This is a genomic window from Flavivirga aquimarina, from assembly GCF_030540835.1.
GTDB classification, from domain to species: Bacteria; Bacteroidota; Bacteroidia; order Flavobacteriales; family Flavobacteriaceae; genus Flavivirga; species Flavivirga aquimarina.
Map to the genome: position 1 here is coordinate 1 of NZ_JAUOEK010000082.1, position 22,968 is coordinate 22,968.

The 22,968-nt window shown below is 31.7% G+C and carries 11 protein-coding genes; 4 read left to right on the plus strand and 7 right to left on the minus strand.

Going from position 1 to position 22,968, the window contains the following annotated elements; genetic code table 11:
- Positions 1-143 precede the first annotated feature (143 nt).
- On the minus strand, positions 144-2,354 hold the full coding sequence (locus Q4Q35_RS07175) for a sialate O-acetylesterase (protein ID WP_303277279.1): 2,211 nt from the start codon (positions 2,352-2,354) through the stop codon (positions 144-146).
- A 207-nt stretch (positions 2,355-2,561) separates the two neighbouring features.
- Between Q4Q35_RS07175 and Q4Q35_RS07180 the strand changes: the two genes are divergently transcribed.
- Positions 2,562-3,935, plus strand: a complete 1,374-nt coding sequence (locus tag Q4Q35_RS07180; RefSeq protein WP_303277280.1) for a sulfatase-like hydrolase/transferase — start codon at positions 2,562-2,564, stop codon at positions 3,933-3,935.
- Positions 3,936-4,174: 239 nt separating this feature from the next.
- Here Q4Q35_RS07180 and Q4Q35_RS07185 read toward each other — a convergent pair whose 3' ends face one another.
- The 6 genes from Q4Q35_RS07185 to Q4Q35_RS07210 all read right to left on the minus strand — a co-directional run bounded on the left by Q4Q35_RS07185 (position 4,175) and on the right by Q4Q35_RS07210 (position 17,859).
- Entirely contained in the window at positions 4,175-8,323 is a 4,149-nt protein-coding gene (locus Q4Q35_RS07185) for a hybrid sensor histidine kinase/response regulator transcription factor (protein ID WP_303277281.1), read from the minus strand.
- 154 nt (positions 8,324-8,477) lie between these two features.
- Positions 8,478-9,671 (minus strand): carboxypeptidase-like regulatory domain-containing protein, encoded by a 1,194-nt coding sequence (locus Q4Q35_RS07190; protein ID WP_303277282.1) that lies wholly within the window; start codon positions 9,669-9,671, stop codon positions 8,478-8,480.
- Positions 9,672-9,869: 198 nt separating this feature from the next.
- The gene (locus Q4Q35_RS07195) at positions 9,870-11,012 is read right to left on the minus strand and encodes a putative glycoside hydrolase (RefSeq protein WP_303277283.1); all 1,143 of its coding nucleotides are present in this window, start codon (positions 11,010-11,012) and stop codon (positions 9,870-9,872) included.
- A gap of 8 nt (positions 11,013-11,020) precedes the next feature.
- Positions 11,021-12,832 carry an alpha-L-fucosidase gene (locus Q4Q35_RS07200; protein ID WP_303277284.1) on the minus strand — a complete coding sequence of 604 codons (1,812 nt, stop codon included), beginning with the start codon at positions 12,830-12,832 and terminating at the stop codon, positions 11,021-11,023.
- Between the two features lie 200 nt (positions 12,833-13,032).
- Entirely contained in the window at positions 13,033-14,679 is a 1,647-nt protein-coding gene (locus Q4Q35_RS07205; protein WP_303277285.1) for a RagB/SusD family nutrient uptake outer membrane protein, read from the minus strand.
- Between the two features lie 27 nt (positions 14,680-14,706).
- Complete coding sequence (locus Q4Q35_RS07210; RefSeq protein ID WP_303277286.1) at positions 14,707-17,859, minus strand: SusC/RagA family TonB-linked outer membrane protein; 3,153 nt, start codon at positions 17,857-17,859, stop codon at positions 14,707-14,709.
- 455 nt (positions 17,860-18,314) lie between these two features.
- On the opposite strand from Q4Q35_RS07210, the gene Q4Q35_RS07215 reads away from it, so the two are divergent.
- Genes Q4Q35_RS07215 through Q4Q35_RS07225 form a run of 3 tightly spaced genes read left to right on the plus strand, consistent with a single transcriptional unit; the run spans position 18,315 to position 22,950 of the window.
- Positions 18,315-19,838, plus strand: coding sequence for an alpha-L-fucosidase (locus tag Q4Q35_RS07215; protein WP_303277287.1), 1,524 nt, complete (start codon positions 18,315-18,317; stop codon positions 19,836-19,838).
- 6 nt (positions 19,839-19,844) lie between these two features.
- A complete protein-coding gene (locus Q4Q35_RS07220) occupies positions 19,845-21,044 on the plus strand; it encodes a putative glycoside hydrolase (RefSeq protein ID WP_303277288.1) in 1,200 nt (399 codons plus the stop codon).
- Positions 21,045-21,054: 10 nt separating this feature from the next.
- The gene (locus Q4Q35_RS07225) at positions 21,055-22,950 is read left to right on the plus strand and encodes a sulfatase (protein WP_303277289.1); all 1,896 of its coding nucleotides are present in this window, start codon (positions 21,055-21,057) and stop codon (positions 22,948-22,950) included.
- The last annotated feature ends 18 nt before the right edge of the window (positions 22,951-22,968 follow it).

Consider the following 22,968-nt stretch of genomic DNA (forward strand, 5'->3'; position numbering starts at 1 on the left):
TCCCGTGAAAACGGGAATCTAAATACAGAATTTCGGTTTTTGACCTTTTTAGGTCAAAATGAAACCAGCGAAATACCTCTATGTCCCGATAGCTATCGGGACTGCCTCGAGGATAGTTGGTTTCAAGAAATTCTTTATTAAATTCAATTAATACTATTTTTTAAAATAAAATCTACAATGGGTTTTGGGTTCTTTAATGAATGTGGATGATGACCAACTTTAGGTTTGTGAATAATGGTAATATCCCATCCTAATTCTATAAGTCTTTTTTGTAATAAAGCTGTGTTTTCTATAACAGGAACAACTTTATCTGCATCGCCTACAACACTTAAAATAGGAACTTTATTACTTGCTAAATATTCTAAATGGTTTATTGGGTTTCCGTTATATAATAGCGCTTCTTTTTCCGAAAAACCATATTGTTCTAAACAGTTTTCCCAAGCAGAAGGAGAACCTTTTCCAATACCTTTTCCTGCCGGCCAACTTTTAAAATCGCAAACAGGAGCATCAACATATATACAAGCTATTTTATTAGCATTACGATTTGCCCAATTTAAAACAATAAGTCCGCCACGACTCATGCCCTCTAAAACAACTTTAGGGTTTAATTTATATTTTGTTGTCATGGCATCGTAAAAATCATCCCAGATTTGGACAGCTTTTTCGTTTCCAAATAAACCACCAACATCAATATAAGCTAAATGAAACCCTTTTTCTAAAAGGGCTAAATCGGTTTGTGGTTCATGACCCCAAAATCGAGCACGCCATATCCAGTTTCTATTTTTATTGGCTATTTTAGGGAAAACAATTTTAAATTTAACACCATTAAGTGTGGAGTCTACTATTTTATACCCATGCCATTCTTTTATATTATTAGAGGGCTTTATTGTTTTATTGTAAAAACTTAAGGCACCTATATTGTTTTCTACACCTTTAATCCATGGCCCATTATATACATTTTTAGTATTTGTATAGAATTTATTAGGCAAATATGTAATTTTATCAAAAGCGCTCTTTCCTTTAATTTTTAGTATGAGTTTACTATCATCAATCGTTATACTTTCAACAATATTCGATACTTGTTCCGTATTATTTTTTTTAGAGAAAAAGAATTGGTTTTTAAGATAGTGTAGCTTTCTTTTAACTTCTTTTTTCTCACTATAAGTTATAGGTTGGTCAAACTTTAATACCACGTTATCATCATGATAGTATACATTTTGTAGTTTTGGCGGTGTAATAATCGTCTCTGCTTTTTTATTATAAAAATCACGAGATATTAAAGGGAAAATACGATCTGCAAACTCTAAATAGCCCTCATAAGAAAAATGGCACCCATCATGACCAATAACACTGTTAGTAGACATAATATCTATCATGTCATACTTCTCAGCAATTTCATATTGTTTTTCTCTTAATTGAGAAGCGTAATCACCACCACAGCCCGGGTGTAATTGAAACAAATAAACTTTTTCTAAACCTAAATATACTTTTTTCCAATCTGCTAAAAGCGTATCAAAATTTGATTCGTAAGCTTCATAAGATTCTAAAATATTGGTGTTTGTTTCTCCTTGATGCCATAAAATGGCTTTAATATTATTTTTTAATCCAGCTTCATTTACGCGATAAGCTAATCTGCCAAAGCTAGTTTCTAATGAAGGTTGCTCTGGGTACAACATGTTTTGTTCTATTGAAGAAGAACCGCTACCGCCATTAATAATACAAACAGGAACTTGATGTTTTTCTACAATAAGGCGCATTAATTCCATGCCCCAAATACCAACACCATGTGGATTTTTTTTAAACCAACCACCAACACCTTCTAAATTAGGGCAGTTCCCTGTGGCTAAACCCCAGCGTACTTGTTTATCATTGTCATTATAAGTTTTAAAACCAGTTTTAACACCAAAGCTTCTGCAATAGGGACTACTATATGTTGATAAGCTACTGCTTGCATGTGAATTAGACTGGCCAGAAATAATATAGGCATCTCCACAAACAATATTATTAGCTGTTAAATACAAACTGTCTATATTGTTTTTTTTGATATAAAATTCAAATTTAAACTGGTGTAAACCTGCATCAATTTTAGTAGAAAGAGAAAACTTCTTGTTTTTTAAAGTGTCTTTTTGTGTATCATATAAGACACCATTCTTAAATACTTTTAATGAGTATTCTTTAAAAGCAGGGATACCTTTAACAACTCCAGAAACATAAACTTTAGCACTGTCTAATTTATTTCGCGCATATAAGCGATAATCTTCAGGAACGTCTGTAAATTTTAATTCTTGTGCAGTAGAATTTACTGTTAGAGTTATAAAAAATATAAAAAAAAGGGAGCCTTTAAAAGAGTTCATTTAAGTTGTTTTTTAATTAACTGGATAAATATATATATAAATATTATCTAATATGTTAAATAGTAGATTAGAGAAACAAATGGGTATATTTAAGCAACGAATTATGTTAAATACAAAATATTTTTACTATCAATGTACTAGCTATAGTAAAACCATTTTTTTATGAAAGTCTTTAAATTTTATGTTTTATGTTTTGCGTGTTTAATAATGAACATAAGTTGTGAAACAATAGATAAAAAAGCAGAACCCATTAAAGAAACAAAACCTAATATTGTTTTCATTTTTGCAGATGATTGGGGGTGGGGAGATTTAAGTGCACATGGTCATCCTTATGTGAAAACTCCAAATATTGATAGGCTAGTTAAAGAAGGTACCGATTTTCAAAGATTTACGGTTGCAAGTGGTGTGTGTTCGCCAAGTAGGGTAGGTGTTATAACAGGGCAATTTCCTGCAAGACATAATATTGATGGGCATTTTGCATGGGTACCTAGTAATGCTAAACGAAATATGCCCGATTGGTTAGATTATGATACAACGCTATTACCTAAATTACTACAACAAAGTGGTTATGCCACTGCACATTTTGGTAAGTGGCATATTTCTAACAATATGGTTACAGATTCGCCTACTCCAGATAAGTACGGATATGATACGTATGGAGCCTTTAATTGTTCTGGAGAACAAATGCCTTATTATAAAGATGCTGATAATACAGTGGCTTTTATAGAAAAAAGTAATAAGGAAAATAAACCGTTTTTCATTAATCTATGGGTGCATGAACCACATACACCGCACCACGTAGTACCAAAATACCAATGGCGTTTTCCAGAATTAGAAGAATCAGATAACATTTATGCCTCTGTTTTATCGCATGCTGATGATAGAATTGGTGAAGTTTTGGATGCATTAGATCGCTTAAACTTGACAGACAATACTTTGGTTGTTTTTAGCTCAGACAATGGACCTGCAAGATCAACTACTGCCACCGAACTAAAAACGTATCTTGATACAGCCACTGGCGTTGGTTACAATATTGCTGGTTCTAAAGGGATAACAGGAGGGAGAAGAGGGTATAAGGCAGCACTTTTTGAAGGCGGTATAGGTGTACCGTTTATAGCACGTTGGCCTGGGAAAATAAAAGCAGGCGTTATTGATAGTGTTTCTCTTATGTCTGCGGTAGATTTACTCCCTACATTTTGTGAAATAGCAGATGTGAAATTGCCAGAAACGTATAAACCTGATGGAATTAGCCAAGTCTCTACGCTTTTTGGAGAACCTTATCCGTTGCGTAAAAAAACTCTTTTTTGGAAAATAGGAGCTAGTTGGCCTGCAAACAATGCAAAACCAGATCATTGGGTGTCTTATGCTATTGTAGACCAAAAATGGAAACTGGTAGCTAATCACGATTTAAGTTATGTAGAGTTATACAATATAGTGACTGATACTTATGAGAAAAACGATCTTAAAACAGGTAATGCTCTAGTCGTTAAAGATCTAAAAAATAAAATAATGGCGTGGAAAAAAACACTACCTGAAAAACCAAATAAAAAATTATTCTCAAAAGAAAGAAAGGAACTCTAAATTTTATACCCATATTAGAAAACTAAAAAGGTGTTTCATTTATTGGTGTTGTTTCCTACCTGCAATGATAGAAAAAGTAATTGATTGATTTGAGAAACAAAAGGTAGTTAACATTAAATATATTAGCCTTATTAAACACGGTGTGTTAAATAAAAATGAGTTTTTTGTTTTGAGTTAGTCGTATGAAGCACATAAATATTTATGTGCTTCATCATTTATGAACTATTAATAGTTTACTATTAAAATTCAGAAGGCGGAACACCGTGTAACTTTTTAAAAGACGTAGAAAAATAGGAAGTCGATTCTATACCTATTTGGTACATAACTTCTGCAACTTTTAATCCGTTATTTTCTCTTAGTAACTCTGCTGCTCTTTGCAATCTGAAATTACGTAAATACACGTTTGGTACTTGCCCCGTTAATTGCTTTAATCTTCTATAAAGGTGGGAAGTACTTAAATTTACTTCATTAGCTAATTCTTCAACCCCAAAATTAGAATCAGATATATTCTTTTCTATAGCACTAATAACCTTATTCAAAAACTCTATATCTCTGGTAGAAATATCTATATCTTTTTTGGGTAATAAGCTATTTTTAGAGAAATACTCTTTTAATTTAATATTGTTTTTAATTAATTTATCTATACGTAACTCAAGGTGTTTTAAAGAAAAAGGCTTACTAATATATTCATCTGCTCCAAATTCTAACCCTTTAATAAGGTTTTCGCTATCTCCTAATGCTGTTAATAAAAGTACGGGTATATGGCAAATTTCTACATCTTTTTTAATTTCATTACAAAGCTCAAAACCATTCATTTCTGGCATCATTACATCACTAATTACTAAGTGGGGTTTACTAGATTTAATTTTCTCTAAACCTTCAACTCCATTGTTTGCTATTATAATATTATAGTGTTCTGATAACGAAATTGTTAAAAAATTCTGAACATCTTCTTCATTCTCAACAATTAAAATAGTATGCTTTTTTTGAAAACTATTTTTGGATATATTTTCTGCATTTATAGTTTTAGAATTAATAGGAATAGAAACCCAATTTTTTATAAAAGATTCTCCTGATTGTGAAACATTATCTAACAAGATTTCATCATCATTTTTGGAAGGAATCAAAATAGAAAAACGAGTTTCACTAAAAGGGGTACTCTTAACAGAAATAGTTCCTCCCAATAAATCTGTTATAGATTTACAAAAAGCTAAACCAATACCTCCTCCACTTATTTTTTCGTCATTATCTCCTAATTGATAAAACCGCTCAAAAATATCTTTCAAATTTTCTTCTGGTATCCCTTTTCCGTTATCAATGACATCAATTTTAATTATTTTTTTATTAGACTGTTTTATAATATCGGACTCTACACTTATATTACCATTTGGTGGTGTGTTTTTAAACGAATTTGATAGTAAATTATAAATAATACGTTCTACTTTTTCTACATCTAAAACAATTTCTTCATTTGGTGAATTAACTTTATAAAAGAAGTTTATGTTTTTTTCGGTTGCATAATTTTCAAATGCTTCGGTTGCAGGATACATAAAGTTACCTAAGGTGTTTTTAGTTAACTTTAAGTTTGTATAACCTTGTTCTGCTTGCCTAAACGTAATTAATTGATCGGCTAAACTAAGGAGCCTTTTTGTGTTTTTTTGAATAATTTCTAAATACTTAGTGTTTTTAATATCATTATTCTGTTCAATAACACGTTCTAAAGGACCAGAAATTAGGGTTAACGGCGTACGGAATTCATGAGAAATATTAGTGAAAAATCTAAATTTACCTTGGTTTGTTTCATCCAATTGTTTTTTGTTTAACTCCTCATATTTTAAACGCTGTTTTAATTTTTCGTGCTCTACAAAATAAATTATTATTCCTAAGGTTGCCGATATAATTAATATTGAGAAAATTAAAATACTCCACCAAGTAAAATACCATGGTGGTAAAATTTCTAGTTTTAAATTTGTTGTTTCATTATTCCAAACACCATCTCCATTTGCTCCTTTTACTTTTAGAGTATAACTGCCAGGAGATAAATTTGTGTATGTAGCATTAGTTTTACCAGTGTTTTTTTCTATCCAACTTTCATTAAAACCTTCTAATTGATAAGCTATTTTGTTTTTATAGGGAGACGTACTATGCTGGACTGCAAGATTAAATGTAATTATTTGCTCATTTTGATTTATGGATATACTTTCGGTTTCTGAGATTGAATTTTTAAGCAAAACATCACCCTTATACTCTTTTCCTATTTCTACAGTTTTATTATTTAACTGCAATGCTGTTATTAAAACTTTAGGGACTAATTTATTTGTTTTGATTGTGCTAGGATTAAAAAGTGTTAATCCGTTTAACCCTCCAAAATAGTAAAATCCAGATTTACCTTTATGGTATGCTCCTTGTCTAAAATTATTATTAATTAAACCATCCCTAACATCAAAAACATCTAAGGTATTCTCTTTAGTGTCAAATTTGCACAAACCCATATCGGTACTCATCCATAAAAAATCTTTTCCTTCAGGTAAAATGCCATACACAGCATCATCTGGTAAAATGCTTTTTTTTCTGAAATAATCAATTTTTATAAGCTTACCTACATCATCAAAAACCATTTTGTTTAAACCACCGCCAAAAGTTCCAACCCATACATTTTTTTCACCATCTTCATAAAGCGAAAAAATATCACTGTTGCTAAGTTTTAGTTTTTCATTATTATTTGATTTATATTCATCTGTAAAATTTATCTTGCCATTATTTATAGTGCCTTTATATAACCCGTTAAAAGTACCAAACCAATAATTATCGCGAGAATCTTTTAAAATGGTATAGGCTAGTTTTGAACCAAGTTCGAAATAGGATGAGACTTCAATAACAGGCTCTTTTTCTTTTTCAATGTATTGCCATGGGTTTTGAAGCACAATAATTTGAGTACCACCTATAATAATTTGATCATCATCGGTTTGATTGATTGTGAAGTATGTTTGGTCTGGGGCTATTTTACCATTTTCTTTTAAAGCAATTTTTTTAAATGTATTGGTTAAAGGGTTATAGATAACTAATGAAAATTCCGAACCAATCCATATATAGCCTTTTCTGTCTTCATAAATACATCTAACGATATCCTGTTTTGATAAGGGGAATTCTTTACCAAGTTTTTCAAAGCGTAGATTTTGTATGTTATCATTATTTATTTTCTCTGTACTTCTAAAGATAGATTCGTTATAGCTTGATACCCATAATGTGCCTCTACTATCTTCTAAAATAGATGTAATTAAATTATCTGAAATTGATGTGTTATCGTAAGGGTTATTCGTGTAATTAATAAATTGTTTCTGTAATACATCTAATTTATTAATACCACCTTGAGCAGTACCAATCCATAGTACATTAAAATCATCTTCAAAAATAGAATAAATATAAGGGCTGCTTAACCCCAATTTATTTTTTGGATTGTAATTAAAGTTTTCAAAACTATCTGTACTAGAAACGTATTTTGCTAGTCCATTTTCTTTTGTTCCTATCCAAACAGTACCATTGTGGTCTTCTAAAATGGTGTTGACTACTATATTTGGTGTTAAAAAAGTATTATTAATTTTATTTATTTCACTAATAATATGCATCCGGTTTCCTTCTAATGTTGTTTTAAAGAGACCAGCATTTGTACCAACCCAAAAGATATCTTTAATTTTTTTAATAGCTGTAATACCGCGGTTTGAAAAAGATTTAAAAACTGTAGGTGTTTTTGCCTTTATTGTTTTGATATTGGATTCGTTTTCAATGGAAAACCTACTTAAGCCATTGCTAGTAGCTAAAAGGAAGGTGTTTTCATTTAAAAAATAAAAATCGTTTATATATGTTGTATCTGGAAAATCACTTAAAATATTAGAAGAAACTTCATAAACACCGTTTTCAATATCAATGGGATTACATATATATAATTCATTTTTAGTAGATACCCATATGCGTCCATGAGGTCCAGAAGCTATATGGCTTATTCTAAAATTTGATGGAATGGGTATGGTACGAAATTTTTCAAGCCAAGGAATATAAGTGTTTAAACCCGTATTTGTACCAATCCATAAAATACCGCTCGAGTCATTATACAAGTAGTTTATATAGTTGTTAGAGATACTATTATTAATATCGGATTCATTCGTATAACTTTTAAATTCGTATCCATCATATTTTATTAACCCATTGGGTGTTCCAAACCATAGAAACCCATATTTATCATGCTCTATAGTAAGTATCGTGTTTTGGTTAAGACCTTCTTTATTAGAAAAGCGTTCAATTTTTTGAGCTGAAAGAGAAAAGACATTGAATAATATTAGCAAGGCTTCTAAAAAAAGACAAGTAATTGATAATTTTAAATATTTTTTCATTTTTGTTTTATTCAAACTCATGGTAAGGTTTGATATTACCATTAATGATAGCTGTTTTAAGATTAATTATGTAATTTAAACACTAAAAATTTAGAACAACTACAAACTGGTTAGAAAATCAGCAAAGATTTTCATAAATAATCTTCTTTTACGATTATTTGTTTACCACATTGAATTGAGTTTCTAACGGTACAGCGTAAATAGACTCTAACTCATTAACGCTTTTTTTATAGTATTCTGTTGCTGGTGGTAAGTTAAAGTTTTTCCAGAAAAATGCGTTATATTTTATACTAATATCCTGCATTTTTTTGTTATAAACATTTGAATCTTTGGTGTCTATTTTTCTTTTGTTAGTTTCTATATCTATAACTATTATTTCATTCCTTACTGCCAATTTGACTTTTTTACTTTTTGCCTTTAAAAGTGTTTGTTGATTTTTACTTAAGTCTTTAAATCTTCTTGTGTAATGATTATGATAGCTTAAATAAAGTTTTCCGTCTTTATTCTTTTTATAAATATAAACAACATTAGAAGGCCTATTCCTTGTTTTATAAACTTTATAGCTATCTACTCCAATATAAAATACTGGATCTAAATAGTTTTGCTTTTCTTTGATTTTGTTTACGCCTTGAATAATAACAATATCTTCACCATCATAAGAGGTATCTCCAATTTTAGTCCATTTATAATCATTAATTGAAATACCTCTCCTTAAAGGGTCTATTCGAATCATAAAATTTATGGGATACATGTTTCTTGATTTTTCGTCTTTAAAAAACCTATAGTCTGCCGATTTTCTTCCTTCCACAATTTCTATACTGTTTACTTCATCTCCTCCTCTTGGACCTATATCTTTAACTTTTACATAATGTTCAACAAAAAACTTAGCTTTATTATTTTCTACGGCAAAAAATCGATTCAAAATTTTTAATTCATGTACAGAACTTACAGTATTAATTTTTAAATTTTTAAATGCCAATTTAACATATTGTGTTGGGTTCAGTATGCTGATTTCGTCAAGGGATACAATATCTTCTTCTAAGGTTATTATTTTTTCACTTAAAGCAAAAAAATCTTTCACTAAAATTTTGGAAGTTATATACCCTATACTTGAAATTTCTAAGGTATCTAATAAGTTTTTTTTTGATAGTTCTAAATAAAATTTTCCATCTTCATTACTTGAAGTTCCAACCCATTTAGATGGTATACTAATAGCTGCATAAGGTATGCTTGATTTAGTTTGATCTAAAATAACGCCTTCCATTTTTAATGTTTCTTGTTGAGATTGAACTAAATCGGTTAATAGAAACAGAATAGAAAAAAATGTAAACGTTTTTAATGAAAACATAATAATATTTTTTTTAAAAATTTAACGCCATTTTGAAATGGTTTTAATAGACAGATACAGAATTTTTGAGAATGATTGGTTTAAATGTCACGAATTAAAAGTTAATTTCACAATAGTATTTAATTCGTAACAGAGTACAATTCAGAATATAAAATACAAGCATATTCGTTTTAAATTGACTTTAAATAGATTTTTTGGTTATTTCCAATCGATTTTAGCGTTTTTAGTTTCCAGATCAACCCAAATAGAGGCATGTTCGAAATCGCGTGTTAATTCCCAACCATTAACTTTCATATCATGTAATGGCTTTCCTAAAGGTTTATCAAATTCGGGATACCAATCTGTGGCACCATGTTTAAAACGATACCCCCAATTGTATATGAAATATGAATTTTCTTGAGCACCAGCTAAAAAGGATGCCAAAGGAAATGTTATATTTTCTTTAGAAATGTCTTGTTTCTCTTTTAAAGGCTTTGCCATAAAATCTTTATCTATCCAAGCGTATCCAGGCCATCCTTTAAATACTACTATTTTCCCAGTTTTTCCAGCCTTCTCCATTTCTTGTATATCTTTAAGCATACTTTCTTTAGAGTTGCTTTTAATGATGCCAAAATGTTCAATCATTATAGCATCTGTATGGTCAGGGAAATTATTTCCTGTGTTATTGTTTGGAATAGAGCGAATACCATTATAAACAATAAGTTTATCGTTGCCTAATGCTGTTCTTGTCTCCTTAATTAAATCTTTTAAACCTTGTTGGATAGCATTATATTTTTCTTGACCCCAAAGTTTTATATTAGCTTTACTAGCTACTTGAATAAAGGCATCCATAAAAACACCATCTGTAGAGCCATTTAAAATTTCTTTTTTTGCAGTTTCTACCCACCATTTACGAACTGCTGGATTAGAAAGGTCATAACGTCTAATACGCCCATTTTTAAGGTCATACTCACCATTTTTTGTTTTTAACCACCATTCTGGATGACTTTCATAAACATTATGGGCTTCGTACATGGAGTAATCTAAAAAAGCATTCCAATAGAAAATGACTTTCATATTGGGATTCAATTTTTTTAATTTTTTTGCATCACTTTCAATACCAATTTCTGTGTTTTTATATTTTGGAATTCCATGCCCTTTTTCTAAAACAATAAAGTTTGAATGGGAGGTAATAAATTTTGCTTCTTGATTAGTGAGGCTTCCTTTTTTTCCAAAATGAAAAGCAATAGGCACTTTGTCCCAACTAAATTTTGGATATTTTTTATCCGTTTGCCCAGTAGATTGATAGCAAATTAAAAAAACTAAGACATGAATAAAGTATTTGATTGAACTATATTTCATAATACTCATTAATTATTAATTGGTGTTAATATTAGCGATTTTAAACTGGAAGTTGTTTTATCTCCCTCTACTAATGATACAGAGATAGTATGCTTACCAGGCTTTTTAAACTCCAAAATCCCCATGTTATAACTCACATATTTTTCAGTTGCTGCTTGTTGGTTTTGAATGAAAACATCGTCATCTGTAGAGACTTTCCAAACTAATCTTCCTGTGCCAGCATAACAAAGATTCGCATAATAATATCCTGCTTTTTGAACATTAACGTCCCATTTAACAGAACTGTTTTCTTCCCAGTTACTAACTTGATTTACATGCTTCCATTCTCCAAATTTTTCCATCCAACGGATGTTCTTTTGTTCTGCGTTAATGACTTTCCCAAATTCGGTAATTAATTCAGCTGCCGTATTTGGATACACCCCCAACTCTTCATCATTAACGACGACTGTTTTTCCATTTTTAAATTTTAATTCGATAATGGAAATCAACTTTTCTGGTGCTTTATAAGGAACATCAAAAACAATCCAATTATCTTTTTCTTGTTTAAATTTAATGTGTTTGTTTTTTTCTTTTGGGTTTAATATTTCGGCAGATTCTATTTCTGTTTTTAATCCTGGTAAATAAAGTTTTCCGTCAATTGGCCATTCTGAAACAGCCAAAAACATGGAATTGTTTTTAGTGGTAATATCTCCCCATGGTAATTTGTAATCCCAAGGTGAAGGATCTGCGGCATATATAACTTGAGGGTATTTTTGTAGCCATTTCCCAGATTCTCTCAAAAATTCAGCACCAATTTCTGGTACTGTTCCCATATTGTTTGGACCTACATTAAACAAATAAGATCCGCCTCTTGCTACGGTTTCTACTAACCTAGACAATATAACCTTTGGACTTTTAAAATTGTTATCATACCATGCGTACGACCAAGAATCGTTATTAGTATCACAAGTCTCCCATAAACCTTGTATACGTTTTGTGGGCACTTCCATATCACCTACACTCGCATAATCACCTAAATCATAGCCAACTCGACTACACATCATAGCTTTAGGTTGTAGTTCTCTAACCATGGCTGCTAGTTCTACTACATATTCCTTTTTCATATCTCCCGGAGTATCAAACCAAACAAAATCTATTGCTCCATAGTTTGTACAAATTTCTTTTACTTGTGGTTTACATTTATTGTAGAAGTAATCTTTAAAATCGACTTCTTTTCCATTTTCATCTAGTTTGGGGCCTCTTCCGCCGCCTGGAGTTGTCCAATCTTGATTATGTGAATAATAAAAACCAAAACCAAGCCCTAATTCATGACAAGCATCAGATAATTCATGCATAGGGTCTCTTCCAAAGGGTGTAGCATCTACAATATCAAAATCACTTACCTTAGAATCGAACATTGCAAAGCCTTCGTGATGTTTACTGGTGATAATTATGTATTTCATTCCAGCATCTTTAGCTAATTGCGCTATTTTTTTTGCATCAAACCCTGTTGGATTAAAATTTTTAGCAGTCTTCTTGTATTCCTCAACTGGAATACCTGCCATTCTTGGGTTCATAATCCATTCTCCAATACCATAATACGTTTTCTCGTCCCAAACGCCGGCTAAATTTGAAAACAGACCCCAATGAATGAACATTCCGAAATTACTTTCATCAAAGAACTTTGCTTTTCCGTTTTTTAAGGCATCGACCGAAACATTGGTTTCTCCCCACATTTCTTCCATTCCCTTTTCTTTTTTATCTTGAGAAAATGAAAGATTTGATATATATATTACAGATAAGAGCAGTAATAGGTGTTTCTTTGTTTTTTTTAAATTCATTTTTTAAATTTTAAATTTCTCCGTTCATTTATAAACATGTCCTTTTTAGAAAAGAGAATATTTTAAAAGGGATGTCTGTATGCTACAGAATAAGGTGTTATCTATTCTATTTATTTAAATAGTGTATGCGTATTATTTCAAAACCCCTTGTTTTTACCAAAATTAAAAACAAGGGGGGTATTTCTTTCCCTATTTTTTATTTAGTAACCTTCATTTTGAACCCATCCATTTTCTATGTTCAACTCCATTTCTGATTGAGGAATTGGAAACAACCACTCGTTATCTGGCCATGCAGGTCTGTTGTTATAAAAAGGCGTATAACAATTTCTATAATCTGTAACAGACCCTTGTTCTGCAGTCCAATCAAGATTTATATTTGTCGTTTCAGAAACGAGTCTATTGGTTCTAATTAAATCGAATTTTCGTTTAAATTCTGCATTGAATTCAACACGCCTTTCTTGCCAAACAGCATTTCTAAAGTCACTTTGTGATAAAGCAGGTGCTAAATCTGCTAAACCGGCTCTATTCCTAATATCGTTTACAGCTTTATAGGCATCAGCATTTGGAGCCCCATCAGCTTCATTTTGTGCTTCTGCATAAATTAATAAAGCATCTGCATAGCGATATAGAACAAGATTTGAATCGGTATACTGAAAACTTGAACCTTCGCCTCCTAGGTAATAAGTAATGTCGATAAACTTTCTAAAAGTTGGCTGGCAAAGGTAGGTTTCGGTTGGAGAAACATCATAACGTGTCATGATACTCCAAATTCTTTCATCACCGTCTTCAAAAGCATCATATAAATCTGGTGTAGGTAATTGTACCCCAACTCCTGGAGGCGTTCCAGGAAAGCGCATTTCTCGCATTGTAGAATTATTGCCTTCACTTTCTAATGGTCTAACGTTAGGATTTGCTCCCCAATATCCTCTACCAAACGCATCACCGTTACTCTCACGACTTAACCAACTACCTTGACCAAGAATTGGGACATAAGATAACTCTAATATAGATTCGTCTGTAAAAGGGGCGTCATCTTCCCATGCCATACCATATGCAGGGGTATCTCCATCACCCACAGTATTTAAACTGTGTGGTGAATCATCAATAACTTCTTTAGCCTTATCTCTCGCTAATGCCCAATTTGATGCATCACCTTGAATAAAATCACCCTGCGATGTTCTTCTATGTCCTGCTCGTGTTAAATATACTTCTGACAACAATAGTTTTGCAGTCCACTTTGTAATGTGTCCATCGTGTAAACCATCTCTACAATTTTCTTCAGCAAACTGAAGGTCTGGTATAATAACTTGATCATAGATGTCTTCTGCACTAATTCGTGGTTTTTGAAAATCAGCTTCAACAATTATTGCATCTAAAATTAATGGTTGATCGCCAAAAGCTCTAACTAATTGATAGTAGTATAATCCTCTTAATGCTCTTGCTTCTCCTAAAATTATGTTTTTTTCTGTTTCATCCATATCTATTGCGGGCACATAATTTAAGACGTTATTAGCTCTAGCAATACCTATCCACCAACGACTATATACTAAGAATTGCTCAAACATGCGATCGGAAGGCGTTACGGTATGTGTTCCAAAAGCATTGTGAAAGCTTCCAGCATTTCTACTAACTTGATCATCTGTATAGGCATCAATAATAGTCCAAAATCTATTGTGTACCTCATTCATTTGTTGATAAACACCGTCGACAGCCGTTCTGGCATCTCCGGCAGTTTTAAAGTAATTACTCGCTGAAATGAATGTAGGTGGTTCTTCAACAAGATATTCCTCGCATGATATACTCATTGCTATAATAAGTAATAATCCTATTTTTACTTTTATATTCATTTTTATGTATTTTTTAGTTAGTTTTTATTAGAATTTTAAATTAACTCCCATTCTGATAACACGGCCTGCAGGATAACCAGCGTTGTCATGTCCCAAATTTGTTGTAGACGACCCTCTTAAAGAGACATCTGGAGTATACCCAGTATAGTTAGTCCAGATATGTAAATTGGTTCCAGAAGCATATATTCTTAAACTACTTATCTTTAATTTATCGGTAAGTTCTTTTGGAAATCTATAACCGATGGTAATATTTTGTAAGCGAACAAAAGAGGCATCTTCAATAAACCGATCACTAAATAGTGTATTACCGTTGTTATTAGAGTCTAACCTTGGCCAAACAGTACTTGGGTTTTCTGGTGTCCATCTATTATTAGTAACCTTTAAACCTTGCCTTCCACTAAAATTTAATAGGCCTATATTTTGCATAGCAGCCATATCTTTTCCTAATTGAGAATCTATAAAAACACTAATATCTACCCCTCCAATTTTAAAGGTGTTATTTATTCCAAAAGTTACATCAGGTTGTGCTTGTCCTATCGTCGTTCTATCATCAGCAGTAATTGCACCGTCTGGAGTTATATCCTCATATAATTGTTCTCCTGGTCTATGGTTTTGATCAGTAACAGGGTAACCTCCATCATGACCATCAACAAATGTATAAGTCGCATCAGGAGCCGCATTATATGTATCTATACGCTCTTGATCTGTAAGTCCTTGAAATTCTACAAAGTCATCAAATTGAGAAATCCTTGTTCTCTTATAACCAAAAAATGTTCCTATTTCTTCTCCTATGATTAAACGTTGCGTTCCACCAGAAATAAAGCCAGGATCCCAACCACTAAAAAGATTATCAGAAGCCATATTCTTTACAGTAGTTTTTCCAGTGGCAACATTAGCATTTAGTGTCCATGAAAAATTATGTTTAGTAATGATATTTGCATTAAAGGAGGCTTCAAATCCATTAGTTTCTAAAGATCCGAAGTTTTCTGTATATGTTGGAAATCCAGAATGTATAGGTATTCTACTACCTAAAAATAAAAGGTCGTCAGTTGTTTTTTTATAATAATCAAAAGTAGCTGTAAACTTGTTTTTTAATAAGCTGATATCTAACCCTGCATCCAATTGTGTTGTAGTTTCCCAAGTTAAATCATCATTAGGTAACTGATTAGCAAAATAAATTGTGGTAGAAGTCTCGTCGAATGGTGTTATACCACTTTCGTATTGATCTAAAGATTCATAAGGTCTAATGGCTTGATTTCCAGAAGTACCATAGCTAACACGTAGTTTTAACTCATTTATGACATTACTATTTTTCATGAAGTTTTCTTCCGATAACTTATATGCAAATGCTGCAGCTGGAAAAAAGGCCCATTTGTTATTAGCAGCAAATTTTGAAGAACCATCATAACGCCCTGTTAGCGTGAATAAATATTTTTTATTGATATTAAAGTTTATTCTTCCAAAAACGGAGGCTAATTTAGTTTCTGAATACGTAACCACATCAGGATCGTTAAAAGTTGCAGAGCCTGGATCGTAATAGGTCAATAAATCATTTGCAAAACCAAAGTTAGAAACTCTAATGCTTTCACTTTCACTCGATTCTAAAGATTGACCTAAAAGTGCATTAATATTACTTTTTCTTCCTATTTTCTTTCTGAAATTGAAGGTATTTGTAATTGATGTTCTAGTAAATCTACTATCCCCAGTTTTAGCGCGTCCTCCTGCTGAATAATTACCAGGTAAAATATTTAATTGATAATAACGTTGTGCTGTATTTCTATTTTGATAAGAAAAAGCAGTTTTAAAAGATAATGCTTTGGTGAAATTATAGGTGGCATCTATACTACCTATCATTTGTGTTAACAAATTATTATATTGGTTAGCTTCTAATCCTGTTAACGGATTCCAAAGCTCAATACCTTCATCATCATCATCGGCAAGAAGGCCACTTAAAGGCGACGTTCTAAGTGCTCTACTAATGGCACTAGTTGCACCTCTCAGGTTATTAACACCTGTGCTAATAGCTCTTTGGTTTGAAGTTACATGAGAATAATTTATTCTAGTACTTACTTTAAATTTTTCAGATATATTAGCATTAACATTTACTCTTGTTGAGACACGTTTGAAATCAGTATCTAAAACAATACCTTGTGCGTTAAGAAGGTTTGATGAGATTAAATATCTAACATCTTTATTTCCTCCGCTAAAGCCTACATTTGTATTAGATGTTGTCCCTATATGTACAATGGCCTTTTGCCAATTGGTGCTTGGCAATAACCCAGCTCTTGCAGAATCTAATCTAGTTATATTCTCTTCATTAAGTACATTACCTGCATTTCTAAAACCTTCAAGATTTAATATGGTATACTCATTAGATTCTAATAAATCGATATAATTAGGAACCTCTGTAATTCCATACTCATGTTCAATAGAAACAACACCTTTACCTACATCTCCTGCTTTTGTAGTAATTAATATAACGCCATTTGCACCACGAGAACCATATATAGCGGTTGACGATGCATCTTTAAGAATTTCTATAGATTGAATATCTGAAGGATTAATCATGGCTAAAGGGCTTAATGATGAACTCTCTACATCTTGATCACCCAATCCTCCAGCACTAGTATTATCCATCGGTATACCGTCTATAACATATAAAGGTTCACTACCGTTTAAAGAACTAACAGCTCTAACCCTAATAGAAGCACCCGAGCCAGGTTCACCAGAGTTTTGTGTTACCAAAACGCCTGGAGCTCTTCCTGCTAATGCTTGATCTAAACTTACAGCTCCTACCTTTGTAAGATCTTCCGCTTTAACTGTAGATACAGAACCTGTTAAATCACTTTTTTTAACTTCACCATACCCTATAACTACCACTTCATCAAGTGATGTGTCTGTTTTTATAAGTACGGCATTTACAGTGTTTTCATTACCTACGGTAATTTCTTTTGTTTCTGTACCCAAATAGAAAAAGACTAGAATATCTCCAGTTTTTGCAGTTAAGGTATAATTACCATCAAAATCTGTGACGGTACCTTTTGAAGTACCTTTAATTAATAAGGTAACTCCTATTAAAGGTTGACCTGTTTCATCTGTTACATTTCCTGAAATACTTCTCTCTTGCGAAAATACTTGAGTTGTTAGTAGAACAAGAAAAATGGTTAAAATTTTCTTCATACTTAGTTAGTTTTTGTTACTTAATTTAGTTGGGGCTAATGTATTAGTTGAATGTAAGAGCGTTTTTCTTTATTCAACCAAATCTTTGCTCATTTTTTGCAAATAGGGGTAAATGCTTGTTTTAGTTGTTTTTTTAGATTTTAATAGAATTATTTTGAATGTCCGTAATTAATCATAAAGCCCATTGTCAACCTGAACTTGTTTTAGGTTCTCAACATAAAAGATCAATGTTTATAGGTGTTATAGGGTATTTAAACACATTCAGCATGACATAAAAAACAACATTATGACACAAAACGGGCAATCATGAATTATTTAAAAAATAGAAAACATTAACAGTTTTCGCATTCTTTATTTTCATCATCATGGTCAATTAGAGCATGTTTTTGATTAAAAAGAGAAAAACATTTTTTTTGTTTAAAGTTAGTTTTGCTCAATTAACTATAATTATTAATATGTTTAAATTCAGATTTTTTTTAGTTAGCTCTTTACTTAGTTCAATATTAATTTGTTTTGGTCAAAAAAAGCAAAGACCTTTTGAATATGATAAAATTGAAGCTAATTGGGAATCGATGGCACAAAATTACAATGTTCCAAAATGGTTTCAAGATGGAAAAATAGGGGTTTGGATGCATTGGGGAGTATCATCAGCAATTGATGAAAACCGACCTAATGATGGTTCTCATTATGGAAGAAGAATGTATGGGCCAAACGACGGAGAAACGGGCATGCAGCTAAATATGACACAAACCTTATCTGATTGGCATGTTGAAACTTACGGGCCTCCAGAATCTTTTGGCTATGAGAAATTTATTAAAAACTTTAAAGCTGAAAATTGGAACCCTGAAGAATTAGTTAAATTTTTTAAAGATTGTGGTGCGCATTTTATTATGCCAGTGGCTACACACCATGATAATTTTGATATGTACAATTCGTTTTTTTCATGGAACTCTGTAAAAATGGGCCCAAAACGAGATGTTATTCAAGAATGGAAAGATGCTGCTTATAAATATGACTTAAAATTTGGAGTATCGACACATCTATATTGGTCTCCACGGTTTTTTAATACTGCTCGTAAATACCAAAAACCAAACACGGCAGAATGGGAGTTTTTTAATATGGACTATGATCCTAAAAAGTATGCGAGTCAAGATAGTTGGAATGAACATTGGTATAAAAGGTGTTGGGACTTAATAGAAAAATATAGTCCAGATATGTTTAATAACGATTCACCATATCCTTCAATTAAAACAGGAAAAGGTTTGGGAGTAAAACTTTTTTCCGATTTTCTTAATAAAGATTTGTCTGAAAATAAAGGAAAACAAACCACAGTGTTGTCGTTTAAAAATCCTAAAATGAATAAAGCGGCATTTACCTATAATTTAGAACGAGGGATGTTTGGAGAGACACAAGAACATCCATGGATGTGGGCGACTGATCTTTCTGGAAATTGGTTTTACAGGAAACAAGCTAAGACCCGAATGAGTATTCCTGTATTAATAGGTAATGCAGTAGACGCTATAAGTAAAAATGGTGTCGTGATGATGAATATAGCCTTAAAAGGTGATGGTACACTTCCGGAGCCTCAAGCCAAAATGTTACGCGCATTTGGAGATTGGATTAAAATTAACGGCGAAGGTATTTATGGAACTCGACCATGGAAGATTTTTGGAGAAGGTCCTTTGAAAATTGTAACTAAAAGAACAGGGGAGAATTTAAAAAAGTATTCAGCTAAAGATGTTCGTTTTACATCTAAATCAGGCAATCTGTATGCTTTTATATTGAATACACCTTCTCAAAATATTCTAATAACATCTTTAAAAAGGAAAGGGCTACTTAAAAAACAAATAAAAAATATAGAGCTATTAGGAAGTCATGAGAAAATTAGTTGGACACAATCTAAAGAAGGTTTAAAAATAGAATGTCCTAAAAATTTACCAGCTCAAACTGTAATAGGATTTAAAATTTCACTAAAATAAATTATAATGAAACATTTGTTAGTAAAAGGGTTAATAATAGTAGTGTTATTTTTTAGTGCATGTAAATCTCAAGAAAAAGTTGCTGAACATGTTAATACTAACGAATCACACGCTATGTTACCTGATTTCTCATGGGATACAATGCCATTGTATATGCACCTTCGTAAAGCAACAGCTTTTACAAATGAAGAGATAAATTATTTAGCAAAATTCCCCTTAATTACATTCGAAAAAACAACAGGAAGTAAAACGTATGGATCTACAGAAGAAGGAACTATTCAAGCAGCAAAATCAGTTAAAGCCATAAACCCAAATACGAAAATATTGTATTATAAGAATGTGGTTATTAATTGGGGAGGATATAAAGAAGATGACGCTTTTTTAAAAAAAAATCCAGAGGCGCTTCTTTTTAATAACAGAGGTGATAAAGCTTTAATGCCTAACAAAAAAACGGGTTTTTTTGATTTATCAAAAGATAAAGTGCGTTCTCATTGGTTAAATCATGTTAATAAAATAACAAGTAGCCCTTATATTGATGGGGTATTCTTGGATGCGAATATAAAGGTATTAGTACCCGGGTTTTTTAACAGTAGAGTGGGGAAAGAGAAGCAAAAAGAAATTGAATCTGGATATTTAACAATGATGGAAGAGTTAAATACACAGTTAGGGAAAGATAATATACTTCTGGCAAATATTTTGCGAGTTCGTCCAGAATTTAAAGATGTAGGTAGAGAATATTTAAGGTTTTTTGATGGAACGTATTTGGAAGGGTTTGAGCATGAGAATTTTGGAATGACTTATGAAGATTACTTGGCTAAGGGTATTGATGCTTTTCAAAAAACAGCTAGAGAAGGTAAAATTGTTGCCATGTCCATAGGTCTTGGTAAAGCATTAGATAATGCTAAAGTAGGAATTGATGATGCGAGAAAAAAAATAAATAAAGACGATAATATTAATGAGCGTTTAAATTATTTATTAGCTATTTTTCTTGTTTGTGCAGAGGAATATAGCTATGTGTACCCTCATGATGGCTATAACAGTTTAACTTCAGCTACCTGGTTAAAAACATTTTCTCAATATGAGAAAAACTTAGGAGCACCAAAAGGATATGCCATACGTGATGGATACATTTATACAAGATCTTTTGAACACTTAGACGTTTGGTTAGATATAGAAAATCAAACAGCTCAATTAAACTGGAAATAAAAACTTTATAATGAAAAATAGGAAATCACTCTTAACCTTAGCTTTAACTATATGTTTTTTTTCTAACTATGTAAATAGTCAGAAAAAAGATAATGCTATACAACCCAACATTATCATTTTCTATGCAGACGATTTGGGTTGGCAGGATACTGAATTAAATAATTTAAATGAACCGACACCTTGGGAGACTCCTAATATTTTAAAACTGGCAAATGAAAGTGTAAATTTTACCAATGCATATTCTCCAGCTCCTAGTTGTGCGCCTTCTAGATGTGCTATGCTTACAGGGTTGCATCCTGCAAAAACAGGAATAACACATGTAGCTGGCGGAAGAATACCAGACACAAAATATTCTACACATATTTCACCATTTTATCCATTAGGATTAAGTCCTGAACATTTTACTATAGCAGAAGCCTTAAAAATGAATGGTTACAAAACTGGACATGTTGGAAAATGGCATATGGGAGATCTCAAAATTCAAAAATCAACAAATCAAGGTTTTGATTTTGCTTTTGAATCTCGAGGCGCGCATCAAGGGTCTAAAAAACCTAACAATCGATTAACTAATTTTGCAACATACTCAGATAAAGATCCGTATCGTTTGAGTGATGAAAAATACCCGCCTTTTACTAAAAATTCGCCTAAAGGAATTTCGTACCCAAAAGACGATGTTACCGAAAAAGCCTTAGAATTTATTGACAAGAGTAAAGAAGAACCGTTTTTTTTGTATTTAGCACATTGGATGGTTCATTATCCAATTCACACAAAGAATCGTGAATTGTTGCAATATTATTGTGACAAATTAGGCGTAGATTTTCCTAAAGAAGATATTCCAATGTCTTCAGAAGGGCAAACAAATCCTTACTATGGTTCTATGGTTACTACTTTAGATTGGAGTTTAGGTCGTATTGTAGAGTATCTTAAAAAGACAGAAGACCCTAGAAATCCTGGTAAAAAATTATTCGAAACCACATATATCATATTTTCTTCCGATAATGGTGGAACTGAAAGACATGGAAAAGAAATAATTACGGATAATTACCCTCTGGATAAAGGGAAACAATTTAACCAAGAAGGAGGGATTAGAGTGCCCATGCTAATTTCTGGACCAAATATTGCTAAAGCATCAACTTATAATGGGTTAATGAATCAATTAGATTTATTTCCTACAATTTTAAATATTACAAACACTAAAATTCCTGCTAAATACAGCTCAGATTTTGATGGTTTAGATATTTCGGGCGTTCTAATAAATAATGAATCTGTTATTTTAAATAAAAATGGAAAACCTAGAGAAGATTTATGGTGGCACTTTCCTCATAACAGAGATTCTCAAATGCAATCTGCTATAAGAAGTGGAGATTATAAATTATATAAAAACCTTATTGATGGTAGTTACGAATTATATCGTTTATATAAGGATGGCAAAAGATATGATTTAGAAGAAAAAAATGATATTTCTAAACAAGACACACAAGTAACTCAAAACTTGTCTGCAAAATTAGAAAAGTATCTAAAAGATTACAAGGCACAATACCCATATAAAAACCCTTTAGAGAAAAAGGATTATCTCGGGAAAGAAAATGCCATTTACGTTCCAAAAATTATAAAGGATGTTTTTGACTCTAAAACAAATAGAGCTACGGTTGAACTAGAAAGAGGGAAATCTAAAATTAATGATGGTTATGCGCTAATAAAAGTCCAAGATAAAATTAGAAAAAAATCAAACGAGAAAAAAGCAAAAACAAAATCTACTTATTTAAAAATACCAATCAATACAAATGAAGCAGGGTTAAGCTTCTCTTTTAAAGTGCCCAAAGAGGCAAAAGAATATTGTATTGTTCTAATTGATGAAAATCAGTTTATAATAAAAAGTAAACTCAATAACATAAATGAATTATAGATTAATAATATTTTTTTA

Coding starts and splice junctions, on each gene's coding strand:
- Q4Q35_RS07175 (WP_303277279.1), bottom strand. CDS start 2,354: ATGAACTCTTTTAAAGGCTCCCTTTTTTTTATATTTTTTATAACTCTA.
- Q4Q35_RS07180 (WP_303277280.1), top strand. CDS start 2,562: ATGAACATAAGTTGTGAAACAATAGATAAAAAAGCAGAACCCATTAAA.
- Q4Q35_RS07200 (WP_303277284.1), bottom strand. CDS start 12,832: ATGAATTTAAAAAAAACAAAGAAACACCTATTACTGCTCTTATCTGTA.
- Q4Q35_RS07205 (WP_303277285.1), bottom strand. CDS start 14,679: ATGAATATAAAAGTAAAAATAGGATTATTACTTATTATAGCAATGAGT.
- Q4Q35_RS07225 (WP_303277289.1), top strand. CDS start 21,055: ATGAAAAATAGGAAATCACTCTTAACCTTAGCTTTAACTATATGTTTT.
- Q4Q35_RS07220 (WP_303277288.1), top strand. CDS start 19,845: ATGAAACATTTGTTAGTAAAAGGGTTAATAATAGTAGTGTTATTTTTT.
- Q4Q35_RS07185 (WP_303277281.1), bottom strand. CDS start 8,323: ATGAAAAAATATTTAAAATTATCAATTACTTGTCTTTTTTTAGAAGCC.
- Q4Q35_RS07210 (WP_303277286.1), bottom strand. CDS start 17,859: ATGAAGAAAATTTTAACCATTTTTCTTGTTCTACTAACAACTCAAGTA.
- Q4Q35_RS07195 (WP_303277283.1), bottom strand. CDS start 11,012: ATGAAATATAGTTCAATCAAATACTTTATTCATGTCTTAGTTTTTTTA.
- Q4Q35_RS07215 (WP_303277287.1), top strand. CDS start 18,315: ATGTTTAAATTCAGATTTTTTTTAGTTAGCTCTTTACTTAGTTCAATA.
- Q4Q35_RS07190 (WP_303277282.1), bottom strand. CDS start 9,671: ATGTTTTCATTAAAAACGTTTACATTTTTTTCTATTCTGTTTCTATTA.